19 protein-coding genes are annotated in these 23,030 nt (G+C 37.9%); 7 read left to right on the top strand and 12 right to left on the bottom strand.

The genetic code is table 11. The annotated features are described in order from the left end of the window. Positions 1–72: 72 nt before the first annotated feature. Positions 73–615 carry an NADPH-dependent FMN reductase gene (locus tag AC1M9P_RS05575; RefSeq protein ID WP_481586947.1) on the top strand — a complete coding sequence of 181 codons (543 nt, stop codon included), beginning with the start codon at positions 73–75 and terminating at the stop codon, positions 613–615. 135 nt (positions 616–750) lie between these two features. On the opposite strand, the gene AC1M9P_RS05580 is transcribed toward AC1M9P_RS05575, so the two are convergent. The 12 genes from AC1M9P_RS05580 to AC1M9P_RS05635 all read right to left on the bottom strand — a co-directional run bounded on the left by AC1M9P_RS05580 (position 751) and on the right by AC1M9P_RS05635 (position 14,550). Continuing rightward, the gene (locus AC1M9P_RS05580) at positions 751–1,017 is read right to left on the bottom strand and encodes a PAAR domain-containing protein (protein ID WP_092766603.1); all 267 of its coding nucleotides are present in this window, start codon (positions 1,015–1,017) and stop codon (positions 751–753) included. A 23-nt stretch (positions 1,018–1,040) separates the two neighbouring features. Next, entirely contained in the window at positions 1,041–1,799 is a 759-nt protein-coding gene (locus tag AC1M9P_RS05585) for an OmpA family protein (RefSeq protein ID WP_481586948.1), read from the bottom strand. Next, positions 1,799–2,758, bottom strand: coding sequence for a type VI secretion system-associated protein TagF (tagF, locus tag AC1M9P_RS05590; RefSeq protein WP_092766605.1), 960 nt, complete (start codon positions 2,756–2,758; stop codon positions 1,799–1,801). Before tagF ends, AC1M9P_RS05585 begins: the two co-directional genes overlap by 1 nt. Before the next feature lie 43 nt (positions 2,759–2,801). Continuing rightward, the gene (tssM, locus tag AC1M9P_RS05595; RefSeq protein WP_481586949.1) at positions 2,802–6,641 is read right to left on the bottom strand and encodes a type VI secretion system membrane subunit TssM; all 3,840 of its coding nucleotides are present in this window, start codon (positions 6,639–6,641) and stop codon (positions 2,802–2,804) included. A 26-nt stretch (positions 6,642–6,667) separates the two neighbouring features. Then, positions 6,668–8,074, bottom strand: a complete 1,407-nt coding sequence (locus AC1M9P_RS05600) for a hypothetical protein (RefSeq protein WP_481586950.1) — start codon at positions 8,072–8,074, stop codon at positions 6,668–6,670. Beyond that, positions 8,071–9,066, bottom strand: a complete 996-nt coding sequence (tssG, locus tag AC1M9P_RS05605) for a type VI secretion system baseplate subunit TssG (RefSeq protein WP_481586951.1) — start codon at positions 9,064–9,066, stop codon at positions 8,071–8,073. The genes AC1M9P_RS05600 and tssG overlap by 4 nt, the downstream gene beginning before the upstream one ends. Then, a complete protein-coding gene (gene tssF / locus AC1M9P_RS05610) occupies positions 9,030–10,838 on the bottom strand; it encodes a type VI secretion system baseplate subunit TssF (protein ID WP_481586952.1) in 1,809 nt (602 codons plus the stop codon). Before tssF ends, tssG begins: the two co-directional genes overlap by 37 nt. Positions 10,839–10,851: 13 nt before the next feature. After that, positions 10,852–11,331, bottom strand: a complete 480-nt coding sequence (tssE, locus tag AC1M9P_RS05615; RefSeq protein WP_092766610.1) for a type VI secretion system baseplate subunit TssE — start codon at positions 11,329–11,331, stop codon at positions 10,852–10,854. A 68-nt stretch (positions 11,332–11,399) separates the two neighbouring features. Further along, a complete protein-coding gene (locus AC1M9P_RS05620) occupies positions 11,400–11,903 on the bottom strand; it encodes an Hcp family type VI secretion system effector (RefSeq protein WP_092766611.1) in 504 nt (167 codons plus the stop codon). A 44-nt stretch (positions 11,904–11,947) separates the two neighbouring features. Continuing rightward, positions 11,948–13,429, bottom strand: coding sequence for a type VI secretion system contractile sheath large subunit (gene tssC, locus AC1M9P_RS05625; RefSeq protein WP_481586953.1), 1,482 nt, complete (start codon positions 13,427–13,429; stop codon positions 11,948–11,950). Continuing rightward, positions 13,422–13,934 carry a type VI secretion system contractile sheath small subunit gene (gene tssB, locus AC1M9P_RS05630; protein WP_092766613.1) on the bottom strand — a complete coding sequence of 171 codons (513 nt, stop codon included), beginning with the start codon at positions 13,932–13,934 and terminating at the stop codon, positions 13,422–13,424. The genes tssC and tssB overlap by 8 nt, the downstream gene beginning before the upstream one ends. A 28-nt stretch (positions 13,935–13,962) precedes the next feature. Continuing rightward, the gene (locus AC1M9P_RS05635) at positions 13,963–14,550 is read right to left on the bottom strand and encodes a hypothetical protein (RefSeq protein ID WP_092766614.1); all 588 of its coding nucleotides are present in this window, start codon (positions 14,548–14,550) and stop codon (positions 13,963–13,965) included. A gap of 432 nt (positions 14,551–14,982) precedes the next feature. On the opposite strand from AC1M9P_RS05635, the gene tssH reads away from it, so the two are divergent. The 6 genes from tssH to AC1M9P_RS05665 all read left to right on the top strand — a co-directional run bounded on the left by tssH (position 14,983) and on the right by AC1M9P_RS05665 (position 22,614). Then, positions 14,983–17,679, top strand: coding sequence for a type VI secretion system ATPase TssH (tssH, locus tag AC1M9P_RS05640; protein WP_481586968.1), 2,697 nt, complete (start codon positions 14,983–14,985; stop codon positions 17,677–17,679). A gap of 22 nt (positions 17,680–17,701) precedes the next feature. After that, the gene (tssA, locus tag AC1M9P_RS05645; RefSeq protein WP_481586954.1) at positions 17,702–18,820 is read left to right on the top strand and encodes a type VI secretion system protein TssA; all 1,119 of its coding nucleotides are present in this window, start codon (positions 17,702–17,704) and stop codon (positions 18,818–18,820) included. Positions 18,821–18,825: 5 nt separating this feature from the next. Then, positions 18,826–20,190: a type VI secretion system baseplate subunit TssK gene (gene tssK, locus AC1M9P_RS05650; protein ID WP_481586955.1), complete on the top strand. Its 1,365-nt coding sequence runs from the start codon at positions 18,826–18,828 to the stop codon at positions 20,188–20,190. Between the two features lie 19 nt (positions 20,191–20,209). Next, positions 20,210–21,013, top strand: coding sequence for a type IVB secretion system protein IcmH/DotU (gene icmH / locus AC1M9P_RS05655; protein WP_481586956.1), 804 nt, complete (start codon positions 20,210–20,212; stop codon positions 21,011–21,013). Between the two features lie 99 nt (positions 21,014–21,112). Further along, positions 21,113–21,643, top strand: a complete 531-nt coding sequence (locus tag AC1M9P_RS05660) for a hypothetical protein (protein ID WP_481586957.1) — start codon at positions 21,113–21,115, stop codon at positions 21,641–21,643. Next, positions 21,640–22,614: a M15 family metallopeptidase gene (locus AC1M9P_RS05665; RefSeq protein ID WP_481586958.1), complete on the top strand. Its 975-nt coding sequence runs from the start codon at positions 21,640–21,642 to the stop codon at positions 22,612–22,614. The genes AC1M9P_RS05660 and AC1M9P_RS05665 overlap by 4 nt, the downstream gene beginning before the upstream one ends. The last annotated feature ends 416 nt before the right edge of the window (positions 22,615–23,030 follow it).

The raw sequence follows: 23,030 nt of genomic DNA on the forward strand, positions 1-23,030 counted from the left end.
ACATTTTCGATCTACCTTTTTTAAAAAAAACATTTTAAAGTCAGTGTGATAACAGTTAGAAGGATTAATTTGGTGAATATTCAAATTATTGTGGGAAGCGTTCGAGAAGGCCGCACAGCCATTAAAGTTGCAAATTGGGTTCAAAACACGATTTCATCATATAACTACAGCACGATTCAGACAGAAATTGTGGACTTAAAAGAATGGGGTTTACCGTTTTTCGCTGGAGCAAATCCACCACTAACGGGTATATATGATCAACCTAAGCAACAAGAATGGGCTGCTCAAATCGCGAAAGGTGATGCATTTATATTTATTAGTCCTGAGTATAATCATGGTTACAGCCCTGCACTTAAAAATGCACTTGACTATTTAGGTAAAGAGTGGAATGGAAAACCTGCTGCTTATGTCAGTTATGGCGGTAGTAATGGCTCTCGCTCTATCGATCAAATCCGTCAAGTTGCTACGCAATTAGGTTTAGTCGACTCAAATGCCGTGGTTGAGATTCGCGATATTTTTGCACGCAATCGCAATGAAACATTCGAAGGCAATGAATTCGATGACAAAGCGCTTAAATCTGCGTTTGATAAAATTGTGCAATATGTAAGTGCGTAAAAATCATCTTCTGATCATCAATAGGTGCGCGATTATAAATACCGAAGACAATTTGATCGAGATAAAATTATAGTTGAAAAAGTGAACCCTCTAAAATTAGAGGGTTCTTTTTAGATACAGATCGCAATGAATTAACTAATTTTGTCCAACCGTTAAACTTTGATTCCCTATACATTTGCATCCACATGCTAAAGGTGAATTATGCTGTGCGGCGGGTTTTCCCATAATAACCATTTTGCTGTCACCCGCAACAATTGTCGTCACCGTTTTATGTTTAGGACAGGTGGCCTTATCCCCTACACAAGCAACTGGCTTACCTTCGATTAAGAAAGAACTATTTGCTGAAATAACCTGCCCACCACCTGTGGTTGGAGAGCCAATCGTAATATAAGGGAAAGCCATACACTTATTCCTTTTATAATATTTTATTGAACTTCAAACTCGATTCGTCGATTTTTCTTACGACCCTCTTCCGTTGCATTGTCTGCAACAGGTTCATCAGCACCCATACCCGCTGTACTTAATCGTGAAGGTGAAATATTCTTCGCAATCAAATATTGTTTTACTGCATCCGCACGTTGCAAGCTCAATTCTTTGTTTTTCTGTGGATTACCTTGACTGTCAGTATGTCCGATAATTTTGACATTTTTGCCTTGAACTTTGTTTAGCGCAACCACCATTTCGTCTAAAATTTGTGTGCCTGCTGGTAAAAGTGTGGCACTTCCAGAAGCAAATTCAATAATTCGATTTTTTAAAGCATTATCAATGATAGCTTGTTCTGCATGATTCACAGATAACTGTGCATTAAAGCGATAAGGTGCCACAACTAAATTTTGAAATGTATTTTGAGTCGGTACGATATCATTTTGATTGAGGACTTTACCTGTGAGCTCAACTTGTGTTCCTCTTACACTCAATTTTCCTTGAGAAACTTTTTTAAGATCAGGTGTGATGACTTGGGTTACAGAATCACTCCATCCATTGGGTGCAGTGACAGGACGAACCTGAATTTTATCGATAATTTGGTCTTGGCTATAGACCACTTTCATTTTACTCAATATGGCCTGTTTGCTCATCTCGTTAGGAACAACTCCCTCAACGATAATTTCTTTCGCAAACGATATAACACTTAAACTCAATATCGAACTAAGCAGTGAAATCTTTAATAAGGTTTTCTTCATCATTATTCTTCTATAAAAGTCTGTCGGAATAATTTCATTCCTTGATTTAAACTTAACTGTCGTTCGCACAAAGATTGCTCGAGTGCAGCAAGACCTGCATTTTGCTCCAAATAGCGATCAATCCACTGTGCTTGTACCAATGAAACCCAATGTTCAGAGCTTAAGTTTTGATTGAAAATATCACTTAATGCTTCAATATCTGCGCCCTGAAAGCCAAATAATAAAACTGGACGTTCTGAATGAAGAATACCAATTAACACTTCGGTATTATGTTTTGGCAAAAATCTTGCGATTAAACTAACCCAGAATGCTGCGATTTCATAACAAAAACTAGGGTTGTGAATCGGTAAAATTAACACCTTATTCAGTTTACTCGTTCCATTTTTTAATACAGGTTGGAGTAAAAGACCTAGTCCAATCATGCTTTGTGCAAGCTCATAGACCGATATTTTCATCATTTGTGCAAACGAATGCATGGTGTGATTTTCAAAAAAAGCGGTTGATTCAGTTACATCAAGAACTTGAATTTCTTTTTTGAGCTGAGCCAGTTTTTCGATTAAATCATCAGCATCTCGAATTTGACGAATCACTCGGTTTCTTTGAAATAAGTCAATCAAAACTGGCTTATAGCTATAAGGTGCATAGAGCAAATTTTGGTAGGGTGCATCCACTTCCAATAAGTGACTCAACACCATAGGAAACTGACGACCTGAGCTGTCTTGGCTGGTCACTAAGTTTGCAACCAAGAACATATTTTCACGCGGATTGGCAATAAAGAAATCTAATGATGCCAAACTTTGATAATTTTGATCGAAGTTTGGATTTCTCATTGCCATTTCAAGCGCTTCAGTAATCCACTGATCAATCACTTGAATCAGAGAATACTGTCCTTTGGTTTTCAGAAAATCGCCACGAGCAGGACTCTTACCATAGTACAAAGGCGTTGTTTTCACACTGTACATATCGCCTCCTACTGATGATCCATCTTAAGTTGTACTCCATACATCATGGCTGTGCTCCTTGTGTTGCATTTTGCAATGCCGTATTCGTTGAATTCTCAGCTTGAGGTGCTGGTGTTGGTGCCTTTTGAGCAGATACCACACGTGCTGTCGCCTTGTTGGTGGTCACCTTATCAACCAATTGCAAACCGTTTAAATCACGATTAGAGCCAACGCCTGTACCACCTTGACCTGAATTCCCACTGATCAAACGGAAGTTTACTTTTACTGCTAATGATGGTTGTTGAGCACTTGCCCAAGTCATTTCGATGACACCATTTTGATCACGACGTTGTGAAGAGTCGATCAAACGATTGATCCCGTATTCACCTGGTGCATCAAAAATCGTATGTGTTTTTCCTTCAAGATCGACTGCAGTAATACGCGCTCCAGGAATAGCACCAGTATTCGGCCAAACAAAGTTCACCCACTGTTGGATACCATTTTCAAAGACCATACGTTGACCATCAATATCAATCGTATAAGACAGCAACTGTGGATTAGACAATGGATAGAATTGGAAGTTGGACTGATTGGTCGCAGCAGGCGCAGAACCTTGTGACAAAGTACCTGTCGCTACACCGTTAAGTGGTGAAACATAGCGTTGGAAACTCATCACAAATTGTGGATTCAAGATAATGCCTTGGTCTTTCCACGTTTTAGAAGTCATTGTGTAACCACGACGAATCACAAATGGATCGAGCGTTTCTTTAACAAAATTGGCAATACTACCACCCTCACCGAAGATTTGACCGATTTCACTACTCGTCGCTTGGATTGAAGCCGAGGTATTGAATGGAACCTTTTGGCTCAGAGTCTGATTAAATGGTTGATAAGCTTGCATCACCCATAATTTATTAATCTCATCTTGAGCTGGCGTAATTAAGCTTGCAAAGGATTGTGTCAGTGGACTCACCAAAAGCTTTTGAATGAGCTTATTGTCAATATCATTGAGACCTACCGTCAGTTTTTCATCGACAAGTTTTTGCGTAGTATTAAATACTGAGGTTTGTTCATTGATGGTTTGTTTTACCAAAGCCATCGCATTTGGGCCAATATCCCCTGCATTTCGGAGGTCATTGAACTTACTACGTACCTGTGCGAGATTTTCTAAATACTCATCAAGTAATGATTTATTTTGCTGATCATCACGTTTACGAACCAACTGATAAAAAACGTTAAATTCTTTTGAGATAGCACCTTGAGCGCGCTCAGCTGCACGTTGAATTTCATTGGTATTATCTTGACGGAGAATCTTGCGTTTAAACCAAGCGATAAATCCTGTTTGTGGAGCAGCCAGTTCCGCTTGAACCACAGGGTTATCCCAATTGGTTTCTTTCGCTGTATGCTCAATCAGCAAACGTATCGGGGAGTTTTGAGGCTCACCCAATAAATCTATTGTTTTATGTTGCTGGGCAAAATCAGGTTGTTTTGCATAATAAATTCCATTCAAGAATTTACGCCACTCTGCGATATATTCTTTCTTATAGAGTTCAGTCAGCTGCTTACGAATTTGATCTGGACTACCACTAAAGGTGAGGTCATCTGATTGATTGCTGTTCAACACCCAGTCACGACTGTCTGTCGGACTATTCGCAGCTTCATCAATGGCTTGATCGATATATTCGTTCCATGCCTTATATGTAAATACCCCAGGAAGAGCATAAGAACCTAATACGGCACTACGATTGTTCTCACCTACAATTTGAGCTGCTGTCACTGCTGGATATCGTACGGCAGCACGCATTTTGATCTCATTATAAACTCGATCACGTGCTGGCATCCCCTTCATCACCGCCAACAATACTTGTCGGCTTTGATCAACCAACTGCGCATCCGCTGACAACTGTGGGAATTTTGGATCATTCGCCAATGTCATGGTATAGGTCAGCACCTGCTCCGCTTTTTGGATCATTTCACCACGTGGCATTTGTCCACGATTGGCATCTAACCATGAACGCCAAAAGCGCGTAACCTGATCACTCAGATGACTTGCTTCCATATATTTTGAATTGCTCATCATCAAATAAGCTTTCAATGCGTTGTAAGCATCTTGGGGATTCGAATCAGAAGGTTCCAAAGCATTTTGTGCAGGTTTAGCCGATACTTGCTGAATTTCAACATTAACGTGATTTTCTTTTAGTGTCGCTTCATTATTTTTTACACGTTGCAAGAACTGACCAATATTTTGTTGAGATGGTTCTAAAACAATTTGTCGCACACCATTTAAATATTCGGTTTTAAGTTTTTCTCGCAGATCATTGCCTTGATACAAACCAAAGCCAAACTTTAATGGACGATCTTCTTCAAATTGATCTAACTGTTCTAAACGCTGTTGTAAAATTAGTAACGAGTCAAGCTGTGTCGCCAAATGCTGACCTGATGCCTGCTCCATTTGCATCACTTTATTCAGATCTGCTTGAACATCTGCGATCAACTGTTGGTTGTTACGGTAAGACCACACCCACAGGCCTAAAATTACAGATACCCCAAGTAAAGCTGCAATAAAACTCAAATAACGTTGGCGCTTTTTCGCCGGGTTAATATGTTGCTTCACCAAGTTTTTATCTTTCAGAATGACATCTGAAAATAATCCCTTTAAGAAATACCCATGATTCTGTGATACAGAATTTTGTGGAATACCATGTTCGCTGTTCGGAATTTTCTGAAGTCTAAATTCTTGAGCAATTTGCTCCGTCATTGGACTCTCGATCGTTCCTTCTTGTAAGGCACTGGTGAAGTAAAAACCACGGAATACAGGTTTGAACTGATACGGATTTTCCTCAAATAGTGTTCCTATAAAATTTTTGAGTGCTGGTTTTAAAGTCTTAAACTCAAGCGGAAAAGTCATCACACTTGGTGAGATATTCTGTGCATGACGGCGACTTAAATGAGTCGTACTTACGCTTTTCAATCCATCATACAAAATATTGTAATGATGCTCGAATAGATCAACAGCATTTTCAGATGAGTCTGGATTATAAGGCAGCGTTGCTCCCCAAACTTGGTCAAATTCATCCTGATCATAACAATCAAAAAACTCAGTGAATCCTGCGATCAAATCCATTTTAGAAAACACCAAATACACAGGTGCAAAGATTTCTAAACGTTCCGTCAAATCTTGTATACGTGCTCTCAAGTTTTTAGCAAGTTTCAACGATTTTTCAGGACTTTGACTAACTAACTCGGCAATACTGACGGTGACAATCAGTCCATTAATCGGCGCTTTAGATCTATTTTTTTTGAGCAAGTTCAAAAAACCAATCCACTCAGAGTGATCTTCTGCATAGACTGAGTAACGACCAGCAGTATCTAACAACACCCCTTCTGTTGAGAAAAACCAGTCGCAATTACGTGTTCCACTCAAACCTGAAGACACTGCATTTTTATGCGTTTCCTCGAATGGGAACTTTAAGCCCGAGTTATAAATGGCAGAACTCTTACCAGCAGCAGGGTTACCAATGACCATATACCAAGGCAACTCATATAGCGCTGCATTCCCTTTTTTATCACCCAGCTTTGACTTACGAATGAGCTGAATTGAATCCTTCATCTGTTGATGAACCAATTGTAGTTCATCTTTATCCTTCTGCTTACCATACTCAGCTTGGGTATCTTTTTCGATTGCTTCCGCCAATTCTTCCCCTTGCTTCTCATGGCGTTTGCGTTGAATGAACCAATAGATTCCATAACCGATTAGACCCAGTACATAAGCCACCGCAAGCGGCCAGAAATACTGTCTAGGTATCGTGTGATAGGCAGACACTAAGGCAACAAACAATGACAATGCAATGATTGCCTTTGGGTTTGAAACGTACTGCCATACATAGCCTAATATCGTGTGCATTGTATTCTCATTTTTTTCGTAAATTTTTAAACGTTTTGCTGCTCAGGATTTATGTCTGATTCTGATTGATAAGTTTGAATAAATGTCTGAACATCTGGGTTTTGAGTTGTATACACCATTGTCATCAAGGCATCATCAAACTGAAAAGCGAGAGTAAATCCAAAAATTTTAGCTAAGCTTTGTGTATTCCCAAGTGTTGGATAAAGCATTAAATAATGATGTTGCTCAATATTCGTATTGGCAAAATTTTGCTCAATTTTTTTAAGTGTTTTGAGTTGAGTAATGTCATCCAACAGAATTGTAAAGGGCTGCTCATTTTCCACTTTGAACTGATGATCAATGTTATAGCGATCTAAACTCTGTTTCAGTTGTTTTTCATTTATCGCAATATCTAATGTTTTCGTAGGTAAAACATTTTCAATTTGAATTTTAGGTGAAGCTAAACAACAGCTCGAAATATATTCTGCAGGAATATACTGTTCTGAAATCCAAATCTTTTCATCTAATGTATCTTGGTCAATTTCGGAATCAACGATAAACACAAGACTTATAGACGACTCATCTTTTTCAATACTTTGTAAAAGATGAATCCATTCACTATAGCTTGTTTCAGCACCCCAATAGTGGTGTTCCACGTGAAACACTTCAGGAATATAATTGAGCTGACTCAGGTAGTCTGAAATGAGTTGCTCAGAATCTTGTTCATCCCAAACATGCAGTAATTCTTCAGCGAGAATCAGGTGGATTTTAAGCTTATTCAGTCGATAAACTTGCTGCACAGAAGGAGTATCTTCTTCCCCATCATGATACTCAGCCTGAGGATCAATCCATGCTGGATGCATACGATAAGATTGGCTAATTTGAGTATCGTAGAAAAGTGCAGATTTTTTTAAATGCTCACTAATTTCCCAGAGTATTTCTGTTTGTTGTTCGAGTTGAGTCAGAATCAATTGATGAATGCGGTATTGCCGTTTGAAGCTATATTCATCCTCTTCATCTTGTTCGACGTCTAAATCAGAAATTCGATAACTCAGAATAGGCAAGCCATACCCATTCAATAATTTGTCATCAAGTTCAGGACTCTTGAATTCCCGAATCGCATCAATAATCAGATGATTTTCACCCAAAGCATTGAGTGCATAAGCGCGATAGACATTTAAATTGATCCACTCCACAGGCTCAGGCTTTAGCTCCTCAATTGCGATCTCATCGCTAAGTTGAGGATCATTCTGCTTATTTTTTTGCTCTTTTATCCAATGATAAATTATATATGGCATCACCAAAAAAGCAGTGATTGCTACAGGTAACAATGCAAAAAATATAAGTAAATCACTGCCAGACGGATCAAAATTGATGTCACGCCAATACAGCACCACAATCGCAGAAATCACCAGATAAACAGTAAGGAACACTCCAACAATGATTTTGATCATGACGCGACTCCAAGCAATGGGTAGCAAGTTTCATCATTGTCTAGCGGTTGATTATGAGCTAAAAAGGCACCCTGACTAAGCCCCATAGAATGCTCCGAATTTAAAGTAATAGGCTGTATTTCTTGTTTTGATAAAATTAAACGAACATCAACCAATAAGGTTGGGCTACACCAGCTTTGTAGTAGTTTTTTTAATTTTAAACTTAGTTTTTGTTGTGGTAGAAAATCTAGGTAAGTTTTACGATCCAACGGTCCAATTTGAATTTCAATTTTGCCATCAATTTGGGTAATAGTCTCTCCACAAAATGTATTCAATCCTAACAAGCTTGGCGTCGCCCCTCCTAAGGATGTTCTCTGCTGAGGCTCTAATTTAAATTTTTCAGGGATAAACTCTTGTATTACCACATGCTGATTAAATACCTGTGCAATCATGGTTTTTAAAGCATGTGCTGTATTATTTTGCCCCTGCATTAATCCTGCAAATTCAGCAAAATAATCATCAAGTTCTTGTTGTTGATGTTGCTGACTAATATAACCATTTAATGCATGAATAATATTCAGATAATGATTTTCAGACTCGACCTCGTACCGTAATGGTAGATTGTACCTAACCGTCGCATCAACGAATTGTGAAGTGAGCTTATGATTAAATAAACTCAAAAATTGCGTTGTTTCAACTCGAAATTTGCGTGGTGCTGATTTAACTTTATTGGTATAGCTATAGGGTAATGCCCCCTGCATGCCAGTCAAACCCACCATTAAATTTGTAAGCTGAACTTTTTCATCTTCTAAAGCTAGCGATTCAATTTCTTTTTTAGGGAAGTTAAGCTCTAAGGAAGGATGAAATTTAAAATCACGATCCCATGGTGTATGTGGCCGAGCATAGGGCACATGTCTTAACAATCGAATCGACTGAATAAATTCATAAGCAGTCGGCTGTTGAAATAAATGGTCAATTACAGAAGCTTCTTGCCACCAACGTTCTGCACGCATTGGTATAACTCCTGTTGTGATTGAGCATCTTCGATTATGACATCGACAAAACTGTTTAACTGCACTTTTAAGTTAAACACATGACTCAGCAATTGACTGAAAATATAAAGACTATGACCTCTGAATACTTGTTCATCGATTCGGATAACAACTTTGAGTCCTCGTACGAAAAGCGGGAAAGGTTTTGCTTCAACCAACTTATGCGTCAGGCTAAATTCAATTTGTTTAATCGAATTAATTAACAGATGATTTTCTTTATTCGACGGTAAGTTATATAACTCTAATAGTTCTTTTAAATGTGCTACCGCATCCCCTTTCATCAGTGCTAACGTATTTAATGAAAGATGAGAAATAATGCGCCACTGTTCTTTCTGATTTTGCTCAAATTGATGGGGTAAACTCGGACGCTTCAATACCAACGCTCGACGTGCCAAACTACTATCATTCAGATTTAAAATATTATTTGACTGGCTTAATGCTTCATGCGGTAAATTCCGATTCGAACATAGCAATACGGTGCTAATAAAATCAGACTTTGTATCATACGGCTGTAAATGCTTAGAAATAATGGAATAACCCGTTTCAACAAACTTATTATTGAGCTGTGATGAGTTCAATGCATAAAAAAATTGGACATTTTCATCATGGTAATGACTCATTCCAAAGAACGGCAACACTGGATGATAAACCTGTTCCTGATTAATCTTTTCACGAACCATGTGCATTTTCTGAATCGAATAGACCTGATAAAACTCAGGATGATGCGCATCCGTGATCAATGGATATTCAAGTTGTCGATGATGTATTTTTTGTGGTTCAGCATTTTTTTCAAAAAGATTAACAGCCGGCGTGCTGAATAATTTGAAATTTGCGACATTCAGCTCTGAATAATTACGAATAATCGCTTGATCATTTAGGTTTAACTTAAAATGAATTTGGAGATCAAAACTGGTTTGTTGATCTAATAAATTTGTTAAAAAAGACAAATCAAGATTAAGAAAGCTGAATTTATCTGCAAAACAAAAATATTCCATCAACAAGCGATAGGCATGATGTGTATGTTGATCAATAGGCAATAAACTCTCATTTTCCTCAAAGCCCATTAAGGAAAATGGATTAGAAATTTGATAAAGCTGTGTTCCAATGCGTACCGTAAAAGTCGTATCTTTTTTAAAAATACTATCCAAAACTTGCAGCGGAAAATTTGAAATAGCATCTAAATAAATAGGGAGTTTTTCTTGATGAATCCACAAGCCTGCTTCATTGAAAGTTTCAAAACTTAATTGCAAAGTGGCATTTTGATTGAGATGAATTTGAGCACTTGGGTTCGTTTTAAATTGAACTTGATTCAGTTGAATGGGAAGTAATCGTACAGCTTGAGAGGTATTAAATTCACATTGTACCCCCTTAAAGCTTCGTGATTTTAGCGTTGTTGCCTGCGGAATGACGTGAGCTTCAGTTAATTGTTTTATTTTATTTTGATCCTCGAAACTGACGACAGTACAACTTGGAAAATGTCTTAGATATTGAGGGAACATCACCTCAAATAAAGCACGTGTAAAAACGTCATAACTGTCTGCTAATTTTTTATCAATTCGAGCAGCAATCAACGAAAACGCCTGAATTAAGCGCTCAATGTGTGGATCATCAATCTGTTCTTGGTTGAGCGAGAGCCGTTGGGCAATTTTAGGATACTTCTGAGCAAACTCGCGAGATTGTTGACCAAATTCTTGTAATTGTTTTTCGTAGTACGGTAAAAGTTCTTCTATCACAAAAGCCCCAATCTTAAGATCTAGCCGAAATTACATATTGTTGTGTCGTTGGTTTCAATAAAGCATCAAAAACTACAGGCTCATACAATGGATGGATATTTAAATATGCTTGAATACTGAGGCAAAGTGCGCCCATATTGTCGCTGTCTAACAACATTTCAACTTGAATTTGTCGTAGGCGAGGTTCATGTGCCGCAATGGACTGCTGAATAGATTGGCAAATTTTGTCTCGATCCATTGGATTGGCTGTTGATAATCCAACAAAATCAATAATGCCAAACTGTGCAATCGAGCCTTTAACCGTAGGGAAGTCATCAATTTGATCAAACTTGGCTACTCGACTATTGAGTAGATCTTCCAAGTCATGTGCAACAGATTCACGTAGCTCTTGCATAGATAAGCCTTTGATCTGATCCTCATATTCTGGAATCAAGCGGTCAAATAAAGTTGCACGGAAGCCAAATGGATAAAGATGATCTAAATTTGTTTTCATCTTGCCTACTCTAAAAGATGAATAAAGGCCAACTTAAGTCAGCCCCTACTCCTCTCACTTTCAAGACTTTAAGCTTTGTAGCTTGCAGTGTTGTTAGAAAGTGACCATTGCTTCGTGATCGCACCTTTTTGAGTACCATCGATATCTTGTTGGTTGTATGTCCACTCAACAGCAGCATATTTCAAACCAAATGCTTCAGTCGGAACACCTTCAGCATTTACAGATGGTGTTACGCTTGAAACTAGAACATGTTTCAATTTGATTTGAAGGTACTTAATACGCTTATCACCATTCGCACGGTAGTAATCGATTTGTACTTCATCAAAAGTGTAACCAGCAGAACATGCTTCCCAAAGTTTCGGGCTAGTCGCATCTAAATCTTTAACGAATAACATGTCTGAATGTTCAACACGCTCAGAAGTATGACCACCAACACTTGAAGATGTCGCAGATTTAGGCTGACGGATGTTATGAGACCAAGAATTAACTTCCAACCAATCTTTGTGCTCAGTGTCACGAGATTCGCCGTCTACTTTGTATTTTCCTCGAAATTGAACATATATATCTTTCATGAAGATTTCCTGTTTTATTTAACGTTATTATAAAGTTGCTCTATTTAATTAGAGGACTGAGGTAACTCAGTGACAAGTCTCAAAGATACCGACAACTCGTCCAACTGGAAGTGCGGTCTTAAAAACACGACCGATTTGTAGTGACCAGGGTTCGCCGGGTCTTCCACAACTTTTACAGATGCTTCACGAAGCGGGCGCTTAGCTTTGGCCTCTTGTGATGCACCATCATCTAGTAATACATATTGAGATAACCAATCATTCAAGAAGCTTTCTACATTTCCAGCTGAAGCAAAACTTCCGACTTTATCTCGCATCATTGCTTTCAAATAATGCGCAATACGCGACACAGCCATGATGTATTGAATCTGGCTTGAGAGTGCTGAATTTGCATTCGCTGTATCGCTATCATATTTCTTAGGCTTTTGGGTCGATTGAGCCCCAAAGAACGCTGCGTAGTCTGTGTTTTTGCAGTGTACTAATGGAATAAAACCGAGATCGCTCAACTCTTTCTCACGGCGGTCCGTAATCGCAACTTCTGTCGGACACTTAAATACGACTTCACCATCATTGGTTTTGAAGGTATGTACTGGCAAGCCTTCCACTAAACCACCACCTTCAACCCCACGAATTGCCGCACACCAACCATGCATATCAAATGCATTCGTTAAACGTGTACCGAAACCGTATGCTGCATTCATCCAGAGATATTGATCGTGATCTTCACCTGACACTTCTTCAACGAAGTTAAACCCTTCTGTTGCCCAACCCTCTTTAGGGTCATAAGGCAGGCGACCCAGAACGCGTGGCATAGTTAAAGCCACATAGCGAGAATCATCACTTTCACGGAATGAGCGCCACTGTACATATTCTGCAGTTTCAAAAATTTTAGATACATCACGAGGGCGATCAATTTCAGTGAAAGATTCAAGACCTAGAATTGAAGGGCTTGCTGCTGAAATAAAGGGTGCATGAGAGGCAGCGGCAACATGAGAGATTTGTTCTAAAAGATACATATCTGACGGTGTGCGATCGAATTCAAAATCACCAATCAAAGTTGCGTAAGGTGCACCACCAAAAGAACCATATTCTTCTTCATACACTTTTTTGAACAATGTGCTTTGATCAAAGTCAGTTGCGCCTTGGAAGTCCTTAATCAATTCTTTTTTAGTGGTATTTAAAATGCGGATTTTAATTAAAGGATTTGAAGGTGTTTCTTGACAGAAATAGTAAAGTCCACGCCAAGTCGACTCAATCTTTTGAAACTGTTCATGATGCATAATTTTGCTTAATTGAGCAGAAATTAAAGCATCAATTTCTGCAATACGCTTATCTATTGAGACCGTCATGTTTTCTGAAACAGTAATTGTTCCAGCCATAACTTCTTTGGCTAATTCACCAATTAAATTTTTCGCACGAACATGTTCATCATCGTTACGCGCTATTCGACTTTGTTCAACAATCGAATCTAGAAGACTTGTTTCTTCAACAGCATTGCTTGTCGCAGGTGCGGTTTGTAAATTATTCACGGTCGTCGCCTCCTGCTTCAGCACTTAATTTGCGTACTTGATCTGTATTTTGAAGAATTTCATCAAGCAGATCTTCTAAACGTTCGCTATTTGAAATTTTATTACGCAAATCTGAAAGGCGTTCACGCGCTTCAACCAATTTGCGTAAAGGGTCAACTTGTTGAACAACATTTTCAGGTCGGAAATCTTCCATTGAGTTAAAAGTAAGATCTACCGACATATTTCCACCCTCTTCCGAAATTGTGTTTTCAACTTGGAAGGCTGCTCTTGGTGCTAGCGAACTCATTACTTCATCAATGTTATCCAAATCCACATTAATAAATTTCTTATCTTTCAGTTTGGTTCTTTCAAGTTCAGATGCTGCTGAGAAGTCCCCTAATACACCAACAACAAAAGGAAGTTCTTTTATTTCTTTACCATCACCTACTTCTACGTCATACGTCAGTTGTACTCGAGGTGGTCGGATGCGTTGTAATTTTTTTTGAACACTTTCACGCTTAGCCATATTATTTTTTCCTAAATTTGTAATTTAATCAGTTCAACGAACCAAATGGATTCTCACGTTTTGGTGCTGCTGGTTTTTCAACTTTCGCAGGTGTCGTTGTTTTAGCGGGTGTTGTTTTTGCTGGAGTCGATGCACGGCGCGTCGTACGTGCAGGCTGTCGAGTAGTTCGAGTCTCTTGAACACGCTTAGGTGCTTCTTCAACTTTGGTTTCGATTACAGTCAAAGGTTTAGCTTTTTTAACTGCTTCAGAAAGTGCCAATGCAGGTTCGTAAGTCTCTTCAGTCAAATAACGTACTTCTGGTCCACGCATTTGCTCTAATGCCTCATTCGCGATTCCGATTCCAGCTAAAAACTTAGTATCTGTTAACGATGAGTGCTGAACATTTTGTGCATTAAGACTGTTCACCAATTGAAGTGCTTTCTGATTTTGTCCTATTTGTTGAAAACGCTGAGCTGCTTGTGCTAGAAAACCATTTTTGTTGTCTTTATTTTTTTTATCACATGCTTGAGCATAAATTTGTAGCAATGTCTGGTCTGTTTCACCCGCTACTAATGGATGATCTTTAACACAACCTCTTTTGAGTTTTACTTCATCTGCGTAAGTTGTAGACGCCATCCCCAACCCAATTAGCAGAGTTGTAAGCAGAATTTTAGTATTCAAAACACACCCTCATTTATTATAAAATTTACATTAACTATATGATTCATTAAATCTTTTTTTAACACACTCAATGTTTAGAGCAATGTCTTCTAGATATTAGATTTAATTAAAATTTAAACTTATAAATGCAAACTTAGTCAACATTATGACCATTATAATAAAGAAACAATTAAGTTTTTTAAGTTACAAAATTATATAGTTCTGTAAACGATTCACACTATAGGATAGTTTTTTTATCACCTTTATTTAGGTAGAATAAAAAATATGGGTGAATTTTTTCATACTAAAAATTATTGTTTATTAAATATTTAGTCGTTAAAAATCTTAAAAATAGACGTTATGCAGGTTTATTTTAAGTAACTATAAATAATTTGAACACAGAGAATTCTGATGAATAACTTGAAAATTTTGATTACAAAACTATCTCCTACGACAAGAACAGCACTAGAAAAGTCTGCAAATTATTGTATTAATCAACAAAATTACGAAATCGAAATTGAACATCTACTCTTCGAATTATTAAATCAAAACGTAAAAAATGATCTCTCCATTTTGCTCGATCACTATAAAATTTCTAAAAATGCACTGATCGATGATTTACAAGAAACGATTTCGCACTTGCCCAAAGGCAATACGCGTACACCTATTTTTGCTCAATCGATTGTACGTCTGCTAGAACAAGCTTGGCTTATTGCTTCCGCAGATCAAACCCCAGTCATCCGTAGCGGACACTTATTAGTTGCGTTATTGACTGCAGGAGATTTATATCAAATCGCGCTTCGTGCATCGAGTTTATTCGATCTGTTCCCGATTGATACGATGAAACACAAATTTATAGAAATTTGTAGAGCTAGCATTGAAGAGCATCTCCCTCAAGCTGATCATCAAAATGATGTTCACGATCAGGATACGATTCAAAGTTCAGAATCTCATGCAAAAACACCTGCACTAGATCAATACACCATTAACTTGACTCAAAAAGCGCTGAACGGTGGGATTGATCCTGTCATTGGACGTGAGTTTGAAATTCGCCTTATGTTGGATATTCTGATGCGTCGTCGTCAAAATAATCCTATTTTAACGGGTGAGCCAGGCGTAGGTAAAACTGCTGTCGTTGAAGGTTTAGCGCTGAAAATTGCCAACAACCAAGTGCCTGATGCATTAAAAAATGTACATATCCATGTTCTTGATATGGGTCTATTACAAGCAGGTGCAAGTGTAAAAGGTGAGTTTGAAAATCGCTTAAAACAAGTCATCCAAGAGGTTCAAAGTTCCGTTCATCCTATCATCATCTTCATTGACGAAGCACACACATTGATTGGTGCAGGCGGTCAAGCGGGTCAAAATGATGCAGCGAACCTCCTTAAACCAGCCTTAGCACGTGGCGAGTTAAGAACAATTGCTGCAACTACATGGGCTGAATATAAGCAATATTTTGAAAAAGATGCGGCGCTCAGTCGACGTTTCCAAGTCGTCAAAGTTGAAGAACCTACTGAAGAAGTTGCGATTGATATGCTTCGTGCCATGATTCCTGTCATGGCTAAACACTTTAATCTTCAAATCGATGACGAAGCCATTGTGACTGCTGTTCATTCTTCACATCGATATATTGCTGGTCGACAACTCCCTGATAAAGCAGTGAATGTTTTAGATACTGCTGCCGCTCGTGTGGCATTGACTCAGAATGCTCAGCCGGTAAAGTTAGATCAGCTACATGCTCAACATCATAATTTATTGCTTGAATTAGATATTTTGGAACAAGAGAATAATCAGTTCCCACAGCATGACGAACGCATCTCCAATCTTAAAAATACGATCACTGAAATAGAAAATGAGCTAAATGCCACAACTGAAAAGTGGAAACAAGAACTAGAAATTGTTCAAAAAATCAAAACACTTGAGCAAAAAAATTCTGAATTAAAAGATGAAGAACACACTAATGATTTTAAAAATCAGATTCAGCAACTTAGATCCGATTTAAAAATATTACAAGGTGAACAACCTCTGGTATTTGAACGTGTTAATGCACAAATCATTAATGAGATTATTTCAGACTGGACTGGTATTCCTGTAGGAAAAATGGTCAATGACGAAATTAAGCAAATTCTAAGTTTAGAAGAAAAACTGAAACAACGAGTCATGGGGCAAGACTATGCCCTGCATCAACTTGTTCAAGGAATCAAAACCTCTAAAGCAAAACTTGAAGATCCAAACAAGCCTCAAGGGGTATTTATGTTGGTTGGGCCAAGTGGTGTAGGGAAAACAGAAACGGCTTTAGCTTTAGCCAATGAGCTGTATGGTGGGGAATCTCATCTCATCACGATTAACATGTCTGAGTATCAAGAGGCTCATACTGTTTCCTCATTGAAAGGTGCGCCTCCAGGCTATGTAGGATATGGTCAAGGTGGTGTCCTCACTGAAGCTGTTAGACGCAATCCGTATAGCGTTGTTTTGTTAGATGAAATTGAAAAAGCACATTCAGATGTTCAAGAGTTGTTTTACCAAGTCTTTGACAAAGGCACACTTGAAGATGGTGAAGGACGTGTTATCGATTTTAAAAACACCACAATTTTATTGACCTCTAACACTGGCTCAAGCGCAATTATGCAGGCCTGTTTGACTAAACCTGTAGAAGAATGGCCTACGGCAGAAGACTTAATTGAACATTTAAAACCAAGTTTATATAAACAGTTTAAACCGGCCTTCTTGGGACGTATGCGTATCGTGCCTTACTTCCCACTCCATGATGATCTACTTGTGCGTATTATTCATCATAAGTTAGGCAAAATTACTGATCGTATTTTCAAACAATATCAAACACGTGTTGAATACACGGATGATTTGGTGGAACTACTCTTAAGTCGCTGTACAGAAGTCGATAGTGGCGCACGTAATGTCGACAATATTCTAAACTCTTCAGTTTTACCTGAACTTGCAACACAAATATTGATCGCCTTGGCTGATAACAAAGTCCCTAAGTTAATTCAAATTGATAGCAAAGATGACGTGATTGATTATCGATTAGATCCAACAACAGCACCGAAAAAGCGTAAAGCCACAAAAAAGAAAATTGTTGAAGCATAATTATTTGAGTATATAAATTAATATGAACATTGATATAGAGCATCTACTTCAACCAATCTCAGATCAAGCAATCTGTGGCGAAGATCTATCTTTTTCGAATGAATTTCATGAAATCAAGAAAGCGAAAACCCAAGATGATCCGCTCTTAGATATGGGTGATTGGGTAGCTGAACCTAAACAAGCTGATTGGTCATTTGTTTCGACAAAATGTATCGATGTTCTGACTCAAAAAAGTAAAGATATTCGTTTATTGACTTGGTTAAGCGAGGCTTGGAGTCAACTCTACGGTTACGAAGGAGTCGCTCGTAGCCTTGAGCTTTCACATCGTATGTTATCCAATTATTGGAAAGATATACATCCTGAAATTGAAGATGATGATTTAGATCAACGTCTGGGTTTATTGCAAGGTTTGACTTCTCAGTTACCTGCTTTGATTAAACGTGTTCCACTCATCAATTCAGCTCCTTTCTATTCAATCTACGATTATGAAAAATTACTGCATCAACAAAATGTAAGATTAAAAAATGCTGATGATTATGGATCTACTCAGAATCATCCAGAACTCGAGCAATTCGAACAAAGCTTATTTAACACCTCAAAAAGTTTCCAATACAGCAATTATCAGTTCTTTTTAGAAATTTTGACGCACTGGGATACCCTCAAGCAAGTACTTGATCAACTGATGCAATTAGATGCTCCAAGTTTCGCAAATACTGATTCTCAATTGGAAGACATACATAAAACACTGAAAAAAATTTATAAAGCAGATGCATTTTTAATGTCTGAGGATACTCCTGACATGAATCAAGACCTACAATTCCAAGAAAACAATTCAAATATAAATTCTGCTCCAACAGCAAATATACAAGCAGCAGTAACTCAGCAGTCATTTCAACCTCAACCACAAAGTCATCTACAAAATCGTGAACAAGCAATGCGGGTGCTTAAAGATATTGCGGATTATTTTCAAGCAAATGAACCACATAGTCCTGTGAGTTATATGCTTCAAAAAACCATTAAATGGAGCCAAATGCCGCTTCATGAATGGCTCGCACAAGTCATTAAAAACGATAACAACCCATTGGAATCAGTCCATGAACTCTTGGGTGTAAAAAATAGCAATGAATCTAATGAATGGTAATCTCAATGTTTAAAGCAGAAAAAGTACTGTGGGGTGAAGGTCTATTTTTAAGACCGCAGCACTTTCAAATTCAAGACAGTTATCATGAACAGCGTTTAAATCAAACTATTCGCGCCACCATTCCATTCGCATATGGGGTACAACAGCTCAAATTTGATGAATCTCAATTAACGACCCATGTGCTAGCAATTGAGCACATTGAAATGATTTGGCAAGATGGTGAAATTTACGCTGCTCCTTTGCGAGATCTTTTACCTCAGCCCGTGCTGCTCGATGAGCTCAATTTCCGTGGTGAAATGACCATTTTTCTTGCGCTCCCTATCGTTCAACCCAACAAGCGTAATATCGCCCATGAGGCTTCGACACAACCAAGTCGATATCATTCGTATCTGAATGAAACTCATGATTTGTTCACAGATGCCACACCTGCTGAAATTACTTACATTCGTCGTCGTGCTGAGCTGAAATTACTGGAATCTCAGAATGATACTCCTCATGAACTGGATGGTTTTTTATATTTGCCGATAGGAAAAATTAAGCGTCATAGTTCAGGAAGCTTTGAACTTGATACAAAATTTATTCCACCAATTTTGCATATTGCTTCTTGTGAGTCATTGGTTGCGAATTTAAAACGTACCTTGAATGTCATTAAAGCAAAAATCAAAACTATTCAAACCAACAATCGCGAAAACGAACAAAAATTAATTGAATTTAGATCAGGTGACATTGTTTCGTTTTGGCTAGTGAATGCATTGAATACTGCTCATGCAACTCTCAGCCATTTATTGACTCATCCCCAAATTCACCCTGAACGCTTGTTTTTTGAATTACTCAGATTGACTGGCTCATTACTGACATTCTCAACAGCCTATGAAGTTGAACATTTACCTCAATATCAACATCATAATTTACAAGATAGCTTTGCGCAGTTAGATGTCATTTTAAGAGAGTTACTCGACACAATCATTTCAAGTCGATACTTCAATATCAGTCTTAAAGAAATACGTCCTTCATATTGGGTCGGTAGCTTAGAATCAGATAAGATCACTCGCGAATCTCGTCTGTATATTGCTGTGTCTAGTTCAATGATGCAGACACACGAACTTGTACAAATTGTCCCACTACGTTTTAAAGTGGGCACAACAGTCGATGTTGAGCAACGTGTCGTCTCTGCATTGCCTGCTATTCCGATTCACCATTTGATGCAAGTACCTACTGCGATTCCAGTCCGCTCTGGTGTGAGTTATTTTGAAATTGAACCTCATCATGAACTCTATCAACGCATGTTGGAGTCTGAAACCATCTGTATTTATGTACCTGCTGGATTCCAAGATATCAGTATTGAACTCATCGCAGTGATGAATGGCTAGAGATTGAGAAGAGAAAAATATGAATATGCCTAATGGAGCACCTTCACTGTTCGATGACGGTCAGATTGGAGTAGGCTCTACACCACAGCAACAGAATAAATTGACACAGTCTTCTAATTTGGTTGATTTAATGCATGACGGTTTCTACATCGTTTTTTTAATTCGTAACCAATACGTTCCTGACAATGTCGATGAATTTCGCCAAAAAATCATGGATCAACTACAACGTTTCGAATTACAAGCGAAAAAGTTGCAGTTCTCAGCCGAGGATATCCATGATGCAAAATATGCATTTTGTGCATTACTTGATGAAACGATTGTTACACAACAGGACCCTAGTTATTTCCATTTACAAAATTCGTGGTTAATTAGTCCTCTTCAGTTAACTTTATTTGGATCTCAACTCGCAGGTTATCAATTTTTTGACTTATTAGAAAAAATTAGAACTCGTGGAAAAGATCGCTTAGCGGCTTTAGAAGTTTTTCACTACTGTTTACTGTTAGGTTTTCAAGGTAAATACCGTATTGAATCAATTGAAAGCTTAAATCATTTGGTTGCACGCGTAGGCGATGAAATAGATTATTTAAAAGGTAAAAAAGCCCTCTTTTCACCTTTCGCTGCATTGCCTGATCAAATTAAAAACATTATTCATAAAGAACTTCCATTCGCTTGGATTCTATTATTTTTACTCCTCTTTGCATTATTGGCATTTTCTGGACTTCGCTATATGCTCAGTCAACAAGAGACTAAAGCCATGACTCAATATAATAATGTCATTAGTGCACCTGCTGAACAGGCCCACATAACGATTCATTTACCATAAAAGATATTCAATATGAGCCAAGAAAAGAAAAATATTAGAGTCCTTACATCTACTAAAAAAAATAAAAAAATTTCGCCTCTAGTAAGTGGGATCATTGGTATGGCAATTGGTATCTCTGCCACATCTTTAGCTTTTTATACCTATTTAAATCAACCAAGCTTCCAACCGATTAACGCAGTGGATACAGATTCAACACACTCAAATGATAAATTATCCAATGTTGATTCGGGAATCACCCAAGCTGATCAAAACGAGCAATCTGAACCTGATGAATATCACCAAGCTCAACCCAAGCTAAATGAGCTTAATAATATTTTCAAACATCAGCAAACCAACTCCGCTCAAGCAACTCAACCAGTGACTTCAAGTAAAAATCCCTTTGAATCAACTTTTAATCAATCACAACCTTTAAGTAACAAAACTCCCCAAGTTCAACCTAAAGCAGAACCAGTAAAAAAGACGACAACTGAAGCATTACCGAAAACCATTAAAAAGCCTGAGGTTAAGCCTACGACAGCCAATCCAAATAAAGTTGCTGAAAGTAAAGCTGATACTGATGAAAATATTGATATACCTGTAACCAGTGTAGAAATTTCAGTCACACGAACTGCTAAAGAACCTGCACCGTGATTTTTTTTATCATTGTCAGTTTTGTGATATTAATCATCGCGCTGACTTTATTGATGTCTTATGAGATAAGACAAAAAGTAATAGATTTTGCACAAAGCTTATTACCACAAGGTAAAAAAAAGCTCTTAAACGCACGTAAATTTGCACATGAAATGAATCATGCTGCTTCAGCAGACCAAATTCAAACGCATTGGCACTTACAGCAATGGTGGATACTTATTGCTGGTTTTTTCTTACTTAGCAGTATTATGCTTTTTGCTTTTACAAAACCCGTTGATCCTACAAAAATAGAAGCGAACTATTTAAAGAAAGCTGATCCTCAAATTTATAACTTATTAAATGGCGAAATTCTTTCCCCTCCTCCAGAGGTTGAAGAAAGTCTCGTTGATGCAGCAATCGTTGAAGCTGTACGTCTTGAGCAACAATATCAAGCTCAAACTGGTGGTTCTGTTTCATCGACAACTATTCCTAATGTAGAAAATTCAGAGTTTTCTCATGGTCATCTAGATACTTCAATGGTAAATCGTAAGTGGGACAAAATGCATCCACGCTATAAACAACGATTACTTATGGTCTTCAAAATTATGAAGGAACAACATGGCTATGAATTAGTATTACTAGAGGGTTATCGTAGTCCTGCACGACAAAATAGCCTATCTCGAAATAAAGCAACCACCTTAGCGACTGCATACCGTAGCTATCACCAATTTGGTTTGGCAGCTGATGTCGCATTCAAGCGAGATGGTAAAGTTGTTATTTCTGAACGTGATCCTTGGGCTATGCGTGGCTATCAGTTATATGGTCAAGTTGCTGAGTCTGTCGGTTTAGTTTGGGGAGGACGATGGACCAAAATTCATGATTATGGCCACACAGAATATCGCATGCCAGGTCTAGTCCGAAGTAAAGCGACGCATGATCAATTTATGCAAGAAGCAGAACAAGGGAATTTAATGGTAAACAATACTAATTAAACTCGTTTAAAGTTCAAACTCTATATAAATTAAAAATCTCACAACATTGTTGAGCTTTTTAAGCTACTTGTAATCTAAAAATAAATGCTAATGACAGTGAACTTGTCCTTTAGAGTTATCCATGTGACAGCATTGATTTGGGGGCGAACTTTTACGACATCCGCCACCATGTGCAAACGCATTACTCACAATAAATAATGATAGACAAAATATTAAACATTTCATTAAGTTCTCCTCCATGAGCTTATAAAAATGAAATTTGTAATCTTCTTTTAAAATAGTAATAATTAATTATTTTTTCAAACATAAAAAAAACACCCCCTTCTATTGAAGGGGGTGTTTAGAATAATGAGCTGGCGATGACTTACTCTCACATGGGTAACCCCACACTACCATCAGCGCTAAGAGGTTTCACT

The sequence above is a fragment of the Acinetobacter sp. 25-47-122 genome, assembly GCF_056779695.1.